Annotated in this window: 15 protein-coding genes; 10 read left to right on the forward strand and 5 right to left on the reverse strand. The window is 41.6% G+C overall.

Annotation, left to right across the window (positions count from 1 at the left end; translation table 11 throughout):
• Window positions 1-15: 15 nt before the first annotated feature.
• Together RMA94_RS09120 and RMA94_RS09125 are read left to right on the forward strand one after the other, a co-directional pair.
• Window positions 16-1,656: a thiamine pyrophosphate-binding protein gene (locus tag RMA94_RS09120; protein WP_311082621.1), complete on the forward strand. Its 1,641-nt coding sequence runs from the start codon at window positions 16-18 to the stop codon at window positions 1,654-1,656.
• A gap of 154 nt (window positions 1,657-1,810) precedes the next feature.
• Window positions 1,811-3,007 (forward strand): hypothetical protein, encoded by a 1,197-nt coding sequence (locus tag RMA94_RS09125; protein ID WP_213067786.1) that lies wholly within the window; start codon window positions 1,811-1,813, stop codon window positions 3,005-3,007.
• Window positions 3,008-3,068: 61 nt separating this feature from the next.
• Here RMA94_RS09125 and RMA94_RS09130 read toward each other — a convergent pair whose 3' ends face one another.
• Complete coding sequence (locus tag RMA94_RS09130; protein WP_016802808.1) at window positions 3,069-4,367, reverse strand: MFS transporter; 1,299 nt, start codon at window positions 4,365-4,367, stop codon at window positions 3,069-3,071.
• A 235-nt stretch (window positions 4,368-4,602) separates the two neighbouring features.
• Here RMA94_RS09130 and def point away from each other — a divergent pair, with 235 nt between their 5' ends.
• Entirely contained in the window at window positions 4,603-5,085 is a 483-nt protein-coding gene (gene def, locus RMA94_RS09135; RefSeq protein ID WP_311082624.1) for a peptide deformylase, read from the forward strand.
• 178 nt (window positions 5,086-5,263) lie between these two features.
• Window positions 5,264-6,586: a glutaminase gene (locus RMA94_RS09140; protein WP_114259783.1), complete on the forward strand. Its 1,323-nt coding sequence runs from the start codon at window positions 5,264-5,266 to the stop codon at window positions 6,584-6,586.
• Here RMA94_RS09140 and RMA94_RS09145 read toward each other — a convergent pair.
• Window positions 6,553-7,341 carry a helix-turn-helix transcriptional regulator gene (locus RMA94_RS09145; protein ID WP_016802806.1) on the reverse strand — a complete coding sequence of 263 codons (789 nt, stop codon included), beginning with the start codon at window positions 7,339-7,341 and terminating at the stop codon, window positions 6,553-6,555. The genes RMA94_RS09140 and RMA94_RS09145 overlap by 34 nt on opposite strands.
• Window positions 7,342-7,447: 106 nt before the next feature.
• Here RMA94_RS09145 and RMA94_RS09150 point away from each other — a divergent pair, with 106 nt between their 5' ends.
• Window positions 7,448-8,668 carry an MFS transporter gene (locus RMA94_RS09150; protein ID WP_262727971.1) on the forward strand — a complete coding sequence of 407 codons (1,221 nt, stop codon included), beginning with the start codon at window positions 7,448-7,450 and terminating at the stop codon, window positions 8,666-8,668.
• 67 nt (window positions 8,669-8,735) lie between these two features.
• Here the strand turns inward: RMA94_RS09150 and RMA94_RS09155 are convergent, their stop codons facing one another.
• Window positions 8,736-9,881, reverse strand: coding sequence for an aldose epimerase family protein (locus tag RMA94_RS09155; protein ID WP_311082626.1), 1,146 nt, complete (start codon window positions 9,879-9,881; stop codon window positions 8,736-8,738).
• A gap of 193 nt (window positions 9,882-10,074) precedes the next feature.
• Here RMA94_RS09155 and RMA94_RS09160 point away from each other — a divergent pair, with 193 nt between their 5' ends.
• On the forward strand, window positions 10,075-10,521 hold the full coding sequence (locus tag RMA94_RS09160) for a hypothetical protein (RefSeq protein ID WP_311082627.1): 447 nt from the start codon (window positions 10,075-10,077) through the stop codon (window positions 10,519-10,521).
• An 11-nt stretch (window positions 10,522-10,532) separates the two neighbouring features.
• On the opposite strand, the gene RMA94_RS09165 is transcribed toward RMA94_RS09160, so the two are convergent.
• Entirely contained in the window at window positions 10,533-11,408 is an 876-nt protein-coding gene (locus RMA94_RS09165; RefSeq protein WP_081037658.1) for a LysR substrate-binding domain-containing protein, read from the reverse strand.
• Between the two features lie 184 nt (window positions 11,409-11,592).
• Here RMA94_RS09165 and RMA94_RS09170 point away from each other — a divergent pair, with 184 nt between their 5' ends.
• The 4 genes from RMA94_RS09170 to RMA94_RS09185 all read left to right on the forward strand — a co-directional run bounded on the left by RMA94_RS09170 (window position 11,593) and on the right by RMA94_RS09185 (window position 15,602).
• Window positions 11,593-12,342, forward strand: coding sequence for an SDR family NAD(P)-dependent oxidoreductase (locus RMA94_RS09170; RefSeq protein ID WP_069141010.1), 750 nt, complete (start codon window positions 11,593-11,595; stop codon window positions 12,340-12,342).
• Window positions 12,343-12,420: 78 nt separating this feature from the next.
• Window positions 12,421-13,722, forward strand: a complete 1,302-nt coding sequence (locus RMA94_RS09175; protein WP_032037199.1) for an MFS transporter — start codon at window positions 12,421-12,423, stop codon at window positions 13,720-13,722.
• A 19-nt stretch (window positions 13,723-13,741) separates the two neighbouring features.
• The gene (locus RMA94_RS09180) at window positions 13,742-14,587 is read left to right on the forward strand and encodes a transketolase (RefSeq protein ID WP_311084023.1); all 846 of its coding nucleotides are present in this window, start codon (window positions 13,742-13,744) and stop codon (window positions 14,585-14,587) included.
• Between the two features lie 10 nt (window positions 14,588-14,597).
• Window positions 14,598-15,602 carry a transketolase family protein gene (locus tag RMA94_RS09185; RefSeq protein WP_311082629.1) on the forward strand — a complete coding sequence of 335 codons (1,005 nt, stop codon included), beginning with the start codon at window positions 14,598-14,600 and terminating at the stop codon, window positions 15,600-15,602.
• 81 nt (window positions 15,603-15,683) lie between these two features.
• Here RMA94_RS09185 and metH read toward each other — a convergent pair whose 3' ends face one another.
• Complete coding sequence (gene metH / locus RMA94_RS09190) at window positions 15,684-19,370, reverse strand: methionine synthase (protein ID WP_311082631.1); 3,687 nt, start codon at window positions 19,368-19,370, stop codon at window positions 15,684-15,686.
• Between the last annotated feature and the right edge of the window lie 5 nt (window positions 19,371-19,375).

Consider the following 19,375-nt stretch of genomic DNA (forward strand, 5'->3'; position numbering starts at 1 on the left):
TTTTGAGGAACAGACATGACTGAACGTGTAAATGTAGGCGAAGCAATCGCAAGAGTTTTAGAAGCGCACCAAGTTGATAGTATTTATGGTGTTATTTCCATCCACAATTTACCTATTGCCGATGCGGTAGGGCGCCGTGAAAAAATGCGCTTTGTAGCAGCCCGTGGTGAAGCGGGTGCGGTTACTATGGCAGATGCACACTCACGCTTTAAAGGCCTAGGGGTAGCGTTAACCAGTACGGGTGCTGGTGCAGGTAATGCGGTGGGTTCACTCATTGAAGCAATGAATGCGGGTAGCCCTGTATTGCATTTAACAGGTCAAGTTGAGCGTGAATATCTCGACCGTGATGCAAGCTTCATTCATGAAACCAAAGATCAACTTACATTTTTACGTGCATCAAGCAAAGCAGCATTTCGTATTACCAGCCCAGACAATGCTGTTGGTGTAATACGTGAAGCCATCCGTGTTGCAACTACAGTTCCAATGGGGCCAGTAAGTGTTGAGCTACCAATTGATGTACAAGCAGCCGAAATTGATTTGCCACTTAACTTAGGGCCAGTTAAAGCACTTGAGTTACCACAGGCAGAGCAAGCTGAAATTGACCATCTTGTCAGTGAAATCAAAAAAGCAAAACGTCCAATTTTCTGGATTGGCAGTGGAACTTTAAATAGCGTTGCCGAAGTTAAAGCAATTGCAGATTTAGGTATTCCTGTTGTGTCATCTACACATGGCCGTGGGGTGTTGGCAGATGATCATCCACGTAGTTTAGGTGCTTTCCATAACTCGGCGGGTGTTGAGCAGTTATTAAAAGATGCTGACCTGATGGTTGTGGTGGGTTCTCGTTTACGTAGTAATGAAACTAAAACTTATTCGGTTGAATTCCCTGAAAACATTATTCAGGTGGATGCCAACCCAGTGGCTCAGCAACGTAATTACAAAATCCGCAACTTCATTTGTGGCGATGCCAAAGATGTCTTAACACGTGTGTTAGAGCAGCTTCAAGGAACTTCAAAAGTTGATGCCGATTACGATGCCGCTGTAGTGGCTGCTAAACAGGCTGCAATTGATGCACTGCGTAAACAAATCGATCAGTACGCATTAATTTGTGATCACTTGCGCGCAGCTTTACCTCAAGACGGCATTTTTGTACGTGACATCACCATGTCAGGTAGTACATGGGGCAGTCGTTTATTCCCTGTACAAGCACCAAACCAAAACATCCACTCACTCGCGGGTGCAATTGGTTTAGGCCTTGCAACAGCAATCGGTGCTTCAGTTGCTAACCCTGACAAAAAAGTAATTGGTTTAGTCGGCGATGGCGGCTTAATGCTGGGTATTGGTGAAATTGCAACTATGGTGCAAGAAAACACCAACATGGTCTTAATGATTATGAATGACGGTGGTTATGGTGTAATGCGTGGCATTCAAAATAACTACTTTGGTGGTCGTCAGTATTTCAATGAATTGCATACACCTGACTACAAACTCCTTGGCGAATCAATGGGTGTGAAAAGCTGGAAAGTCGGTAGTGCAGATGAGTTTAAAACGGTTATTCAAGAGGCTGTTGCTTTTGAAGGGCCAACCGTGATTGAGCTCGATATGAACTCGATTGGACCATTAAACTTCGCGGGTCCACCGCAAAAGAAACTGTATTAACCAGTTTGGATGGTTTAGTACATATGCGATGGGAGCTGCTAAGCCATCCTTTTTTAGATAAATTTTTTTGTCTAAAAAACAATAAAAACTAAGTTTTACAGGTAAAACAAATAAAGTTCCAGCAGGACGCTGGAACTCAATCAAGGATGTAGAGATGAAAAAGACTTCATTGATCATGGCATTCATTGCACCGCTTACGCTGGGGGTAAGCGTCGATGCATTTGCAAAAGACTCATTGCTTGAATGGAAAAGTGATGACGGCACCGACTCATTAAAGTTAGGTGGGGTGGTTCGGTTAAATCAACGCTATGAAGATTGGGAAGGGCCAAACCGTGGTTTTGGTAAGCTCCATTTTGATATTTTCAGGGTAGATCTCAAAGGTAAGTTTGATGATGCCTATATCAATGCCAGCTATATGTTTCAAGACCAACAGAAAACGTCCATTGAAAAAGCATATGTTGGCTATAACTTAGATGCCAATAACAGCATCGAAGCGGGGCTAGTCTATAAACCTTTTACGATTTATCCTTATCCGCAAAATGGCTGGACCTATCACATTCCATTCTTTTTAGGTTATGGCAATAACATTGCACCGGGGATCAACTGGAATTATCACAACAAAGATTGGGATGTAAAACTCGGTTATTATCCTCAAATGTTAGAGACGAACCTGCGTTATTCCCCTGAAAGTGCAACTTATGATGACTTGGCAGGAAATGCATTTCCATCTCAAAAAGCCTATCAAAATGAAAAGCGCAATCAGGTGAATACCCGCATTGTTCGCAAGTTAGAAACTGATTTCGGTAAACAAGAGTTTGGCGTGTCGGGTGCAATTGCCCAGCTACATAATGACATTACTGACAAAGACGGCAAATATTATGCAGTCGGTTTGCATACCGAAAACAACTATAAGCGCTTTAACTTACAAAGTTCGGTCATTCATTATCAGTACGATGCTAAAAATCCGGATGGTGTAAACAGTGATATGACTTTGATGGGAGCGAATGGCCTTACACCTGCTTATTTCATTGCTTCGGAAGGTACGATTGCCAGTTTAAACCTTGCCTATACGTTGCCTGTGACCAATATGGGCAAGCTAAAAGCCATTAAGTTTTATAATGACTATAGTTATCTCGATAAAAAACGTGATGATTGGTCAGACTCGCAAATGAACACTACAGGGATGATGTTTATTGCTTCACCATTTATGGTTTGGGCAGATTATACCTGGGGTAAAAACTCTAACATTATTGGTGGGGCAACCAACTCAACAGGGTATACCTCTGCAACTTCGCCAAACAGTGACAAATGGTTATACCGTATTAACTTTAATATCGGCTTTACTTTCTAAAGTAAGCAGCGATAAAAAACCACGCAATCGGCGTGGTTTTTTATTTAATAATTTAAAGCGTTTAATATCTGTTTTTTTCAAACTTATTCCAAAACACAAAGGCAGTCACAAAGGCCAAAATGGTTAGCGCGAAAATATAATACATCGCACCAATATCACTATATTGACTGAGCCAATGCACTAAAGGCAGGGTCATACCACCAACAATTGCATACGATAAATTATAAGAAAATGAAATGCCCGAGAAACGTACAGGCGCGGGGAACATTTTGACCATACTGCTCGACACCATGCCGACAGTACCTGAGCATAGACCCAACAACATATATAAACCAAAAATGGTTGAATGGGCGGCATGTCCTAAACTGTTATAAAAAACTGCTGCTGTAAGTGCAACGGCAAGCGCACCGACCATCATGACTTTGCCACAGCCAAAACGGTCAGCAAAATAGCCTGCCAAAATACAGCCTACCATTTGCATGACAATGGCTGCACTTTGCATTTCAAAAGTTTGAGCACGCTCAAAGCCAAACGTACCAGTTAATAAATTTGGCATGGCTAAAATCACCACCACCACACAGCCTGTTAAAAACCATGTAAATAACATACCAATCGCTACGGCTGTTTTATGCGTTTTTAAGACTTGTTTTACAGGCATTTCTTTTGAGATTTCTTTGCGAGCCTGCATAGCTTTAAACACAGGCGTTTCTTTTAAATAAGTCCGCAAATAAAGTGCAACCAGACCAAAAATACCACCTGCAATGAAAGGAATACGCCATGCCCAGTCATGGATTTGTCCTTCACTAAAATTCAGTGAAATCCATAAAGACATCAATGCACCCAATAAAATTCCTAAAGACAGCCCAGCGGTGAGTAAACCATTTGCCAGTCCAATTTTTCTTTCGGGTACGTGCTCAGACACAAATGTCCATGCGGCTGGAATTTCACCCCCAATCGCAATACCTTGCACCACACGCATAAGCAATAAAAGTAGGGGTGCCAAATATCCGATATTTTCAAAGGTAGGCAATATCCCGATAAACAGGGTAGGCAGTGCCATCAGTAAAATAGAAAGCGAAAATAGTTTTTTACGACCGACCAAATCACCAAAATGGGCCATGACAACCCCGCCTAAGGGCCTGAAAAAATAACCTGCTGCAAAAATGCCATAAGTGTTGAGCATGGCCCAAAACGGACTAAGTGTGCTGGGGAAAAAGAGGTCGGAAATGATTTTGGCGTAAAACACATAAATCACAAAATCATAAAACTCTAAAGCTCCACCCAATGAAGAAAGGGCGAGGGTTCGTTTATCTTCTTTATTAAGATAGTTCGCATCCTGCAAAGTTAATTCCTGATCCATTTTTTACTTAATTGTTGTAATTGAAGTTTGGATATTAATGGAAAAGTGAAGTAAAAGTAAATGGAGGAAATTTGTTCTATGTGGCAACGTCGATTGGACCTGCTCAGATCAAAAAAGCTTTAAAACAAAAAACGCTTTAGATGAAACAAAAACAGATGTAGGAATGGCTTTTCTTTTGTTTCGTTCAGCGACACAATAAAACTTGTTATAGCCAGTTTAATGAGAGAGTCAAAGGATGAGTGTAGTTTTACCTGTCGCGAAGCGCGGTGAAGATATTTTGAAACTGACTGCGGCCCCTGTGTCGGCAAATGAGTTAAACAGTAATTGGCTTTATCAGCTGGCTGACGCTATGCATGCGACAATGCTTGAGCGTAATGGGGTAGGAATTGCTGCGCCGCAAGTGTATATCTCTAAACGCGTCATTATTGTGGCGTCTCGTCCAAACCCACGTTATCCCGATGCACCTGAAATGGAAGCAGTGGTCATGGTGAATCCTGAGATTTTAGAGTTCTCAGACGAAGTTTGTTTAGGTGAAGAAGGTTGCTTAAGTGTGCCAGACGAGCGGGGGCAAGTTGATCGCGCAGAAATGGTTAAGGTTAAATATTTAACACTTCAGGGTGAAGCAGTTGAAATGATTTTCCATGGTTTTCCTGCTCGTATTGTTCAACATGAAGTCGATCATTTAAATGGGATCTTATTTGTAGAAAGAATAATCTAATCTTTAGTTTAAAGTTTTGAAAAACCTATAATGAGCTTGAAAAGGATAACTCATCGGAATTAGAATACTTATATCGTGATATTTAAATCATTACAAAAGATATAATTTTAATATTATCAGCAGGTTGTGCTGAAATTTTGCGCGATGTTGTAAATCTCCTCATTTAAGGTTACTGACCATGAAAACCCCTCTACCAGAATATTTGGCAAATGTTATAGAAGCCTGTGACATCGATAACAGCGGTCATCTCGCCGATTATATTCCTGAGTTGGCAAATGCAAACCCAAATCGATTAGCTTTAGCAATGTCTACGGTAGATGGTGAAATTTATTCGGTCGGCGATGATGATGTTGAATTCACCATACAATCAATTTCTAAACCATTTGTATATGCCTATGTTTTACAACAGCTTGGCATTGATGCAGTACTTGCGAAAGTAGGGGTAGAGCCTTCTGGTGAAGCCTTTAATGAAATTTCATTGGGTAAAGATGGTCGTCCGAAAAACCCGATGATTAACTCTGGCGCAATTACTGTACATTCCTTGATTCAGGTCAAGCATGGTTTGCATAGCGCAGAAATTCTACGCCGTTTTATGAGCGAGCTTGCAGGCCGCGAATTAAGTTTTGATGAGTCAGTTTATGATTCGGAAGTCAAAACAGCCTACCGTAATCTTTCGATCGGTTATATGTTGCGCACAGTGGGGATTTTGGAAACTGACCCTGTCGATATTGTGAATGGTTACATTCGTCAATGTGCGATCATGGTTACAGTTAAAGACTTGGTACGTATGGGCAGTGTACTTGCTAATGGCGGGGTCGATCCTAGAACTGGAAAGCGCCTATTAAATCGATCTGTCGTTAGACAAGTACTCAGTGTCATGATGAGCTGTGGTATGTATGATGCTGCGGGTGACTGGCTTTCAACTGTAGGTATTCCTGCTAAAAGTGGTGTAGCAGGCGGTATCTTGGGTGTGCTACCGGGGCAGGTGAGTATTGCTGCTTTTTCACCTCGACTAGATGAGCATGGTCACAGTGTTCGAGGTATCGATATTTTAGAACGATTATCTCGTGACATGGGGCTACACCTCATGGAAGGTACACCTTCTGCACAGACCATTGTACAAAGTCATTATCGTACTGGGAAAGACGCATCATTGAGTGTGTATGTGCTTCGAGGGGTATTGAAATTTACCGAAGCTGAAATGTTGTTGCGTATTTTACAAGACGAGACAACTGACCAAAGCACAATCGTGATTGATTTAACCCAGATTTCACTTATCCACGATGTGGGTAAACGTATGTTCTTAGAAGGTGTAGATCGTCTGATTGATGATGGCCATACTCTTGTTTTAGTCGACCCTGAACAGCGCCTAGATCATGCCAGAACTGGTAAAGATCGAGAACTGCATGTTTATCATGATTTCGATGATTTGCTCGAAAAGCATGACCTCCCTGCAAAAAAAAAGACTTATAGCGACATCGCGGCACTTCTAAACTGCTGAGGTGTTTTTCCTAGATGTCGCTTAAACATTGCACTGAACGCGCTGGGGTTTGTATACCCCAGTGATTCTGAAATTTGAGCAATAGATTCACCATTCGCGATTTTACTTAAGGCAAGTGCAATATGCATTTGTTGCAACCATGCCCGATATGACAGCCCAGTTTCTTTTTGGAACATACGCATTAGGGTTCTAGAACTGGCACCAATATCATCAGCCCAATCTGTTAAATCTTTTGAACTGTCAGGCGTATGTAATAACTCTTGGCAAATTTTTAAGAGTCTTTTGTCTTTCGGCCACGGAATCTGAATAGGCAATAAATTGGCCCGATGTATTTCTTCAAAAATCAAAATTTGTAAAGAACGGGAAAGCTCTTGAGAGGTTGCTGTATTTGGAGTTTCCTCACGTTCAATTTCATTTAAACGAATCAAAAGCTCATGCAACAGGTTGCTCACCCGAATAATAAAACAATGTTGTCCCATTAAAGCTGCTGCATTTACTTCAACCAATGCCGTATTTAACTTCACGTGACTCAGTGAAATCACGCTGTGCTCTACATGTGCTGGAATCCATAACGCGCACATGGGCGGCACAATCCACACATGATTGGGCGTAAAAACTTGAATGTTTCCAGTGGACGCATATAAAAACTGCGCACGTGTATGCGTATGGGTAGGCGTGATTTCTCGGTAAGAATGCTCAGAAGATAGCCCAATCACAAGTTCAGACAAATCAGACTGAATAAGAGAATCGGACATAAACTATCCTAAAAATTGTCACTTATACGATGATTATTGGAAGATAACTTTATAAGCGACAATTTACAATAAGCATCTCATTTAAAAATATTGGAGTTTTTCAGGTATGACGTCTTCAATACAATTGAAAGATGGTATTACCAATACCGTTGCAAATGATCAGCCTCAAGGAATGATTATTAAAATTGTAGGCGCCGTGGCAGTCGCACATTTACTAAATGATTTAATTCAGGCGGTGCTACCAGCTATCTATCCAATGCTAAAAGCAAACTTTTCACTGAGTTTTGCCCAAGTCGGCCTGATCTCGTTTGTATATCAAATTACAGGTTCACTGCTACAGCCTTGGATTGGACTTTATACCGATAAACATCCAAAACCGTATCTTCTCCCACTCGGAATGGTCGTCACATTCTGCGGCATTATCTTGTTAGCATTTTCACCAAGTTTTGTTGTGTTGTTATGTGCCTCTGCACTGATTGGGGTAGGATCTGCAACCTTTCACCCAGAAGCTTCGCGGGTGGCACGAATGGCATCGGGCGGGCGCTTCGGTACAGCGCAGTCGACTTTCCAAGTGGGCGGAAACACTGGTACAGCCATTGGTCCATTGTTGGCAGCTTTACTAATTGTCCCGTTTGGACAGCATGCAGTTGCGGGCTTAGTGATATTTGCACTTTTAGCGATTTGGGTTTTATTTGGTGTAAGCCGTTGGACTTTGAGTCATGCAAAAAGTCAGGTGGTTGCACGTGCTACCCAAGCACATACTAAATTGCATGGCCGTAAGCTAATTATTGCCCTGAGCACAATTAGTGTGTTGATGTTTGCCAAATTTACCTACATTGCCAGCATTAGTAACTACTTTACTTTTTACTTAATTCAAAAGTTCCATATCAGTATTCAAACAGCTCAGTTGCATTTATTTGCTTTTTTGGCAGCCGTTGCTTTAGGTACATTTGCAGGTGGCCCAATTGGTGACAAAATTGGCCGTAAAGCGGTGATCTGGGTTTCATTTGTGGGTATGGCACCGTTTGCATTAATGATGCCGTATGTAAACCTATTTTGGACAACAGTTTTCTCAATTATTGCAGGTTTAGTGTTGTCATCAGCTTTTGCAGCGATGGTAGTTTACGCACAAGAAGCCGTTCCGGGCCGTGTGGGTATGATTGCAGGTTTAATGTTTGGTCTTATGTTTGGGGTCAGTGGTATTGCCGCAGCTGGGTTAGGGCATTTAGCGGATATTAACGGCATTGAATGGGTATTTGGTTTATGTTCATTGTTGCCATTACTTGGTTTTGCAACCGCATTTTTACCCAACACAAAAGTAAAATAAATGAAAAGACTCTCAGCCATATTCAGCTGAGAGTCTTTTTAATATGAACATAGCCTCATTGAAAAGACTATTTTTGAACACCAAACTTAAATACGGTGACACTGTTATAAGTTTGATTTGGGTTTAAACGAGTGGATGGGAAAGCCGGTTGATTTGGGCTATCTGGAAAATGCTGTGTTTCTAATGCTAGTGCGTCTGCTTGTCGATAGAGCACACCATTTGCGCCAACAATATTTCCTAATAAATGATTGGCTGTATACATTTGAACGCTTGGTTCAGTAGTTAAAACCTGCATGGTCCGTTTAGATTTTGGATCAACTACAACAGCCGCAAGATTGAGTTTCCCTTGAGACTTTTGATTAATTACCCAAGTTTGGTCATAGCCATATCCATAGGCCAATTGCTGATTATTCGCTCGAATATCTTTCGCAATCGTCTTAGGTGTCCGAAAATCAAAAGGTGTACCTGCAACCGAAGCTATTTCACCTGTGGGTAAAGAGTTTTGATCGGTTATCAATATACGGTCTGCATTGAGTTGTACCACATGATCTAGTACGCCATAAGGATTATTCCCAGCGCCTGATAAGTTGAAATAACTGTGGTTGGTGAGATTGACTACTGTCGGTTGATCAGTTTTGGCTTTATATTCAATCTGGAATTCATTTTGATCTGAAAGACTGTAGATCACTTCTACATCTAATTTTCCGGGAAATCCTTGATCACCATTTGGACTGGTCAACTTAAGAGAAGCTTTAACGGTTTCACCTTTAGAAACGAGGGGCTTGACTTGCCAAACACGTTTATCAAAACCCGGTTTACCGCTATGTAATGAATTCGGTCCATTATTTTTTTCAAGATTATATGTTTTTCCATCTAAGCTAAATTTAGCTTTGCCAATACGGTTCGCATAACGACCAATTAATCCTCCAAAATGAATGCCTTCCTTAGTATCAGTGACTTCATAACCTTTTAGATCATCAAAGCCCAAAACAATATTATTTTGTTTACCTTGTGCATCGGGAGTCAAAATCTGTGTAATTACACCACCGAAGCTAATAAACGATACAGAGACTCCTTTGTTATTGCTCATGGTGTATAGATCAACTTTTTGACCGTCTTGAGTCGTACCATATGGTTTTACATTTAATGTGGCTGCATTGGTAAGTTGTGCAAAGCTATAAATCGTAATACCTAAAATTACTAATTTTTTCATGTTTATACTCTATTTTTTAATAGTAAGACTGGATGAATATAAGATTGATTTTTCATCTTTTTAAAGAGGTTTTTATTATAGATAGTGTTAATGATGCTTAGTGCCATTAACTCTAAATATTGAACAAACTTGCACAATTTAAGGTTATAAAGAAATTAATCTTATGAGTAAAACTCAACGGTAAGCTATTTTTATGATTCATCCCGACTCGGTTTTAAAATTTTCACTTGGTCTAAATAGTCTCTGGTTTGATGTAGACAGCCAACACATTCACCTTGAGCAGGGCTTAGGTTTTGTTAATTCAAAAAGTATCAGCGATGGTGTGATTGATGAGCTTGCGATTGAAAAGATGATTTATTTCATTGAAGAAATCATCGAGTCGCAGCCCCTCAGAAATTTAAATATAAGTGGTGTAGCTGTTACCTCTGATGCTGTTATGACACAACTGAGTCAGTTATTTTTTAATGCTAAAAAGCAAATCAGCCGTACTGAGCTTGAGCATGGATTTAATGGTTTTATTGAACGTTTAAGTTACTACACAAACCAAGTGGCTCCAAATCAGCTTTATATTTTTACCTACTTTGTATTTGTTCGAGAAATGATGCATCACTTAAGAGTTGAGGAAATTCAAATCATTTAATAATTACTTTCTCAATCCGCTAACTCATCATGAATCCAGTTTAAAAACAGCTCAATTTTAGGAATAAATTGGTGGGTTCGTGGATACACCAAATGATGAGCAGAGATAGGAATCGATAGCTCATCTGCAAAAACTCTAACTAATTTTCCAGATTCCAAATAATTTTGAGTAAGCAAATTGCTCTCCAAAACAAAACCTAGTCCGTGTGTAGCTGCTTCAAGTGACATATAAGAGCGGTCAAAACTCAAAGTGTAGGGAAACTCAGGAATGCTTAAACCCTGATGGGCAAACCACTGCGGCCAAGTAACTAAAGTTGAACGCGATAAAATCAGTTCTTTCTTTAATAAATCTTGAGGTTTATTTACTGGACTACGTTCAAGTAGCTTAGGAGATGCAAGTACTTCTAGTTTTTCATTACGAATCGTTCTGATTTCTACCCCTGTCCAGTTGGGCAAACCATGACGAATATCAATGTCGATCTTGTCGCGGGTAAAGTGCAAGTTTTCATAAGAACACGAAAGATTGACCTGAATCATTGGGAACTTTTCTTTAAATGACTCGAGGCGAGGGAGCAACCAAAGCAAACCAAAACTTGGGGATGAATGAATATATAAACTGTCTTTAGGGCTTTTATCGGCAGCTTTTTCAGTGGCTAACATCAGGTTATGCAAAATGGTGGTGACATCTTGAAAATAGCGCTCGCCAGAAGGGGTAAGCGTCACACCACGGGCACCACGAATAAATAAACTCTGCCCAATCATTTCTTCAAGCTTAGCAATTTGATGACTTACTGCTGAAGGGGTGAGATTCAAATGCTCGGCTGCCTTGGCAACATTGCCGAAACGGGCGGTTTGTTCAAAAGCCTGTAATGTTTTAATTGAGGGCATGTGGTTGAAATTGTTTTCACTACTATCCATGAAATGATCCGTTTTTATCCCTAAAACTTATTTGAAAATAGCATAGGCATGAATTTTTTTCATGCCTTGTTGAATTCGACATGATTGCTGGGCTTTGTGAAAAAAGAGATTCTAAGTCAGAACTCAGGAAATAAAGCGTAAAAGAGGATTGAACATGTTACTACAAGGAAAAGTGGCATTAATTACCGGTGCAGCATCAGAACGTGGAATTGGGCGAGCAACCGCCGAAATCTTTGCACAACAGGGTGCCAAAGTCATTATTGTTGATTTAGATCTTGCTCAAAGCCAAAACGCTGCAAAGGCGCTTGGTGAAGGACATTTAGGCCTTGCTGCAAACGTTGCGAACGAAGAACAGGTCAGAGTAGCTGTTGAACAAGCATTACAGCACTATGGCAAGATTGATATTTTAATTAACAATGCTGGTATTACTCAGCCAGTTAAAACACTCGAAATCCAGCGCAATGACTATGACCGCATTTTAGATGTTAGCCTACGCGGAACATTGATTATGTCGCAAGCTGTTATTCCATCCATGAAGGCAAATGGTGGTGGAAGCATTGTATGCCTATCTTCAGTTTCAGCGCAGCGCGGTGGTGGTATTTTTGGCGGGCCACACTATAGCGCTGCGAAAGCAGGTGTGTTAGGTCTGGCAAAAGCGATGGCTCGTGAGTTTGGTGGCGATCAGATCCGTATAAATTCTCTTACTCCCGGTCTAATCCAGACTGATATTACTGGTGGTTTAATGAATGATGACCGTCGTCATGACATTTTGGCAGGTATTCCTCTCGGCCGCTTAGGTAAAGCGCAAGATGTTGCAAATGCAGCATTATTTTTGGCAAGTGATCTGTCAGCTTACTTAACTGGTGTCACACTCGATGTAAATGGTGGCATGCTGATTCATTAATCGCTCACTATTTCAAAACTAAAAATAGAATGATGGTCACAAGAGGATACTGTGGCCAAATGTAAAGGGATTCGCATGATGGATACAGTATTTTCATCTGAAGTAGATACGGCGGTTCGTAAATCTGCCTATCGAAAAATTGCATTTCGGCTCATGCCATTTTTAATGCTTTGTTATTTTTGTGCCTATTTAGATCGAGTAAACGTGGGTTTCGCCAAGCTCCAAATGATGAGCGATTTACAGTTTAGTGAAGCTGTATATGGTCTAGGCGCAGGGATTTTCTTTATTGGTTATTTCCTATGTGAAGTACCAAGTAACATTGTACTTCACAAAGTAGGTGCACGGCGTTGGATTGCCCGAATCATGATTACATGGGGCATCTTGTCAGGCTGTTTTGCGTTTGTTCAAACCGAATGGCAATTTTACACCTTACGTTTTCTATTGGGTGTCGCCGAAGCTGGACTAGCTCCGGGCTTGTTGCTCTACCTTACTTATTGGTTCCCGTCTTATCGCCGCGCACGCATGACAGTTCTTTGGTTTATCGCGATTCCAATTTCAGGAATGATTGGTGGACCACTTTCAGGCTTAATCATGGACCGAATGAGCGGTGTACATGGTTGGTTTGGCTGGCAATGGATGTTTGTAATTGAAGCCATTCCCACAGTGATTGTTGGCCTGCTTGTACTTGCTGTTTTAAAAGATTCAGTTCAAGACGCCAACTGGTTAACCCAAGACGAAAAGAACTTGGTGAAGCAAGAGCTTGCTCAAGATAACCAGCACAAAGAAGGTCATGCTAGCGTCAAAGAGTTCATCGCAGATAAACGCTTATGGCTACTGGCAGGTATTTACTTTTGTGTCGTGATGGGGCAATACGCCATTACATTTTGGCTACCAACTCTCATTCGTAACTCGGGCATTAGTGATAACTGGCATATCGGTTTGCTCACCAGTCTGCCTTATATGTGTGCCATTGTGGTCATGATTTTGGCAGGGCGTAGCGGTGACCATTTTCAAGAACGCCGCTGGCACTTAATTATCCCGATGTGTGCAGGCGCTTTAGCACTCACATTTGCAACTTTATTCGCTTCAAATCTAACGCTCTCTTTAATTTGCCTTTGCATTGCAGCCTCAGGTGTGCTGACGGCATCCTCTTTATTCTGGATGTTACCGACTAACTTTTTGGGTGGTGTTTCCGCAGCGGCAGGTATTGCAGCAGTGAATAGCTTTGCCAATCTTGCAGGATTTTGCTCACCTTATTTAATCGGTTGGGTCACTACCAACACAGGTTCAAATGCAATCGGCATGTTCTTAATCACAGCAGTATTAATTTTCGGTGCCAGTCTGGTTCTGCGTGTTCCGGCAAAACTGGTTAATCGTTAATAAGGAATAGTAAATGACAATGTTAAATGTTGATAAAGCAGGCCAAATTGCCGAGTTGCAACAACGTGCCTACCACATTCGCCAACATGCTTTACGTATGGGGCAAGTACAAGGCCAAGGCTATGTTGGACAAGCATTAGGTGCAGCAGATCTACTGGCAGTATCTTATTTCCATGCCATGAAATATCAGCCTGAAAACCCTGAATGGGAAGCCCGTGACCGTTTTTATCTTTCTATTGGGCACTATGCAATTGCACTCTATGCAGCCTTAATTGAAGCAAAAATTATCCCGTTTGAGGAACTTGAAACCTATGGTGCAGATGACAGTCGGTTACCAATGTCGGGCATGGCTTCCTATACACCCGGCATGGAAATTACAGGTGGCTCATTGGGTCATGGTCTTGGAATTGCAGTCGGCGCATGTTTAGGACTAAAACAGAAAAAGTCGGATGCTTTTGTTTATAACTTACTGTCCGATGGAGAGCTAAATGAAGGTTCAACGTGGGAAGCCGTAATGTCTGCCTCTCATTGGAAACTAGATAATTTAATTGCCATGATTGATGTAAATAATCAGCAGGCAGATGGACACTCCAGCGAAATTTTAGCGTTTGAGCCAATTGTTGATCGTTGGCAGTCATTTGGTTGGTACACCCAACGTGTAGATGGCAACAACATGGAAGCTTTGCTTGAGGCATTTGACCAAGCACGAAACCATGAAGGAGCATGCCCAAGAGTCATTATTTGTGACACAAAAATGGGTAAAGGCGTATCGTTCTTGGAAAGTCGCGAAAAAACACATTTCATTCGTGTTGATGAACATGAATGGGACGACGCTTTAAATATTTTGACCCACTACGGACAGTAAGGAATATACCATGAGCCAGTTAGCCAATCCCCCTAAGAAAAAACTAACCACTTCGGCAATGATTGCTTCTATTGCTGCCGAGGGCCAACCGACCAAACCAGCACCATTTGGACATGCACTGAATGCCTTGGCAAAAGAGCGTGACGATATCGTAGGTTTGTCAGCAGATTTATCAAAATATACTGACCTACATATTTTTGCCAAAGAAAACCCAGATAAGTTTTTCCAAATGGGCATGGCAGAACAACTTTTGATGAGCGCAGCAGCAGGACTTGCTCGTGAAGGATTTGTTCCTTTTGCGACGACCTATGCCGTGTTTGCATCACGCCGTGCCTATGACTTTATTTGTATGGCCATTGCGGAAGATAACCTGAATGTCAAAATTGTAGCAGCACTTCCGGGGTTAACCACGGGTTATGGCCCAAGTCATCAGGCAACGGATGATATTGCAATTTTCCGTGCTATGCCGAACTTGATGGTCATCGATCCATGTGATGCCTTGGAAATAGAACAGGCGATACCTCAGATTGCCGCGCATAATGGTCCGGTATATATGCGTTTATTGCGTGGTCAAGTTCCGTTAGTACTCGATAAATATAATTATCAGTTTAAATTGGGTAAGGCACAGGTGATTAAACCCGGTAAAGACTTACTCATTATTTCCACTGGTCTATTGACCATGCGTGCGGTTGAGGCAGCCGAAGAGCTTGAAAAAGAGGGCATTGAGGTTTCAGTGCTACATGCACCGACCATTAAGCCTTTAGATGAACAAACTATTTTGGATGAAGTCGCTAAAGGTGGCCGACCTGTTTTAACTGCCGAAAATCATTCAGTGATTGGTGGGTTAGGCGAAGCAGTTGGCTCACTACTTCTAAGAAATGGGCAACATCCTCGTTTTGACATGATTGGTTTGCCAGATGCATTTTTAGATGCAGGGGCATTGCCCACTTTGCATGATCGCTATGGTATTTCAACTGAAGCAGTTAAAGAGAAGATTAAGGCACATTTGAAGTAAAAAGATTAAATTTTCAAATTGAAAAGGGCGTGATGGATTTCCTTCACGCCCTATTTTTTAATCAGGTTTATTTATATGAACTTAAGCAATCGAATCATCTAAATTCGGAGCTAACCAACGCTTCGCTTCATCAAGTGTCCAACCTTTACGTTTTGCATAATCTTCAAGTTGGTCTTGAGAGATCTTGCCCACGTTAAAGTATTCACTTTGTGGATGAGAATAATAAAAACCACTTACTGAAGATGGTGGCATCATTGCGAAATGCTCAGTGAGTTTAGTACCGATTTTATCGGTAGAACCCAACCAGTCAAACAACACTGCTTTTTCAGAGTGCTCAGGGCAAGCAGGGTAGCCTGGGGCAGGGCGAATACCGACATATTTCTCTTTAATCAGTTCTTCATTGCTGAGCTGTTCGTCAGCTTTATAACCCCAAAACTCTTTACGAATGCGTTCATGTAAGTGTTCGGCAAAAGCTTCAGCAAAACGGTCTGCCAATGACTGAACTAAGATTGCAGAGTAGTCATCACCTTTAGCTTTGTATTCATTTGCCAGTTCTTCTGCACCAAAAATCGATACAGTGAATCCGCCTAAGTAGTCTTGTTGTTCACGGTCAGTACGAATGTAATCTGCCAAGGACAAGTTCGCTTTACCGGTCACTTTGTCTGATTGCTGACGTAAGTGTTCAAAGGTGTGCGTAACATTCTGACCATTTTTATCAAACACGCTGACTGTGTCTGCACCAGTACGCTGAGCAGGGAACATACCAAATACGGCACGTGCATCAAAACGATTGTTGTCGATAATATCTTTCAACATTGCTTGAGCTTGGTTGTACAAATCTGTTGCTGCTTCACCGACCACTTCATCTTGTAAAATTTTAGGGAATTTACCCGCCAAGCTCCAAGAAATGAAGAATGGTGTCCAGTCAAAATATTCAACCAATGTTGCCAGTGGGTAGTTGGTTAAAACTTGTGTACCAATTAGGTTTGGCTTTGCTGGAACATAGTTTTCATCAATTTTAAAACCATTTTCAACTGACTCAGCATAGGTCAATTTTGCAGCTTTTGGCTGTTTGTTAGCTAAGCGCTCACGAATCTTGGCATATTCAGCACGGTGCTCTGCAATAAAGTTTCCACGCATTTCTTTAGAAAGCAGGGTCGTTGCAACACCCACAGCACGTGAAGCATCAGCCACATAAATCACAGCATCGTTTTGGTACTGAGGATCAATTTTTACTGCTGTGTGTGCTTTAGAAGTAGTCGCGCCACCAATCAATAAAGGAATGTTAAAGCCTTTGCGTTGCATTTCTTTCGCAACAAAGACCATCTCATCTAAAGATGGGGTAATCAGACCTGACAAGCCGATGATGTCACATTTTTCATCAATTGCAGTTTGCAGGATTTTCTCGCAAGGGACCATCACGCCAAGGTCAACAATGTCGTAACCATTACAGCCAAGTACCACGCCTACAATATTCTTACCAATATCGTGTACGTCACCTTTAACAGTTGCCATCAGGACTTTACCTTTAGATTGGCTACCTGTTTTTTCAGCTTCAATGTACGGGTTGAGCCAAGCCACTGCTTGTTTCATGACTCGGGCAGATTTTACAACTTGTGGTAAGAACATTTTGCCTGACCCGAACAAGTCACCAACCACGTTCATCCCGTCCATCAAAGCGCCTTCGATTACATCTAAAGGACGTTTGGCTTTGAGGCGAGCTTCTTCGGTATCTTCATCAATGTAAGTGGTAATACCTTTAACTAAAGCGTATTCAAGACGTTTTTCTACAGATTCATTACGCCATTCAAGGTTCTCGGCTTCTTTGGTAGCACCGCCTTGTCCACGGTATTTTTCAGCCACTTCAAGTAGTTTTTCAGTCGCAGCCTGACCAGACTCACCTTGGTTTTGGTTTAAGATGACATCTTCAACTGCTTGTTTTAGCTCGGCTGGAATATCATCATAAATTGCCATTTGGCCAGCATTCACAATACCCATGGTCATGCCTTGCTTGATCGCATGGTACAAGAACACAGAGTGAATGGCTTCACGCACAGGCTCATTACCGCGGAATGAGAACGAAACGTTCGATACACCACCAGAAATCATGGCGTGTGGTAAGTTCTGTTTAATCCAACCTGTGGCCTCAATAAAGTCGACGCCATAGTTATTGTGTTCTTCAATACCAGTTGCTACTGCAAACACGTTCGGGTCAAAAATAATATCTTCAGCAGGGAAGCCTACATCGTTAACCAAAATGTCATATGAGCGTTTACAGATTTCACGCTTACGTGCAGCAGTGTCGGCCTGACCTGTTTCGTCAAATGCCATGACAATAATCGCAGCGCCATATTGACGGCACAGGCGAGCTTTTTCTACAAACTCGTCATAACCTTCTTTTAAAGAAATCGAGTTAACAACGGGTTTACCTTGTACGCATTTTAAGCCAGCTTCAATGATTTCCCATTTTGATGAGTCAATCATGATTGGCACACGTGAAATATCTGGCTCAGAAGCCACAAGGTTTAAGAAATGCACCATCGCATTTTGCGAATCGAGCATCCCTTCATCCATGTTAATGTCGATAATCTGTGCGCCAGCTTCCACTTGTTGCTGTGCAACTTCTAAAGCTTCAGCAAAGTTTTCTTCACGGATTAAGCGTAAGAATTTTTTCGAACCTGTAACGTTAGTACGTTCACCCACGTTAACGAACAATGAGTCATCATAAATATTAAATGGTTCTAAACCACTCAAACGGCATGCAGGTACAGTTTCAGGAACTTGACGAGGGGCAATGTCTTTTACAGCATTGGCAATCGCACGGATATGATCAGGTGTTGTACCACAGCAACCACCAGTAATATTAATTAAACCGCTTTCTGCAAATTCTTTTAAGAATGCTGCAGTTTGCTCTGGCGTTTCATCATATTCACCAAAAGCGTTTGGTAAGCCCGCATTTGGGTGCGCTGAAACAAAAGTATCTGCGACATCGGAAATGGTTTTTACGTGAGGACGCATGGCATCTGCACCAAGCGCACAGTTAAAACCAATCGATAGCAAGTCACCATGACGTACAGAGTTCCAGAATGCTTCTGCAGTTTGACCTGTTAAGGTACGACCCGATGCATCGGTAATGGTCCCTGAAATCATAATTGGTAATTCGCGACCAATCTGTTTAAAGACTTCTTTTACCGCAAAAATCGCAGCTTTACAGTTTAATGTGTCAAATACGGTTTCAATCAAAATGATATCTGCACCGCCGTCAATCAACGCATGAGTCGCTTCAATATAGTTTTCTTTTAGCTCATCAAAGGTAATGTTACGAAAGGCAGGGTCATTTACATTAGGTGAAATTGAACAAGTACGTGATGTTGGCCCAAGCACGCCTGCAACAAAACGCGGTTTATCTGGAGTCGAATACTTCTCACACGCTGCTTTGGCCAAACGTGCTGCTTCACGGTTAATCTCTGGAACAAGATCTTCCATGTGGTAATCCGACATAGAAACACGTGTGCCGTTAAAGCTGTTGGTTTCAATAATGTCTGCACCAGCATCAAGATAAGCTTCATGAATACCTTGAATGATTTGAGGTTGTGTCAGAACTAGAAGGTCATTGTTACCTTTTAAGTCATGTGCCCAATCGGCAAAACGCTCACCACGGTAGTCAGCTTCTTCCAATTTATGGCGCTGGATCATAGTTCCCATTGCACCATCAATAATCAGAATGCGTTTAGCAAGAAGCGCTTTTAGGGTGGCAAGCGTAGACATAGAAA

It is taken from the genome of Acinetobacter sp. V115_6 (assembly GCF_031799025.1).
Classification (GTDB): domain Bacteria; phylum Pseudomonadota; class Gammaproteobacteria; order Pseudomonadales; family Moraxellaceae; genus Acinetobacter; species Acinetobacter pittii.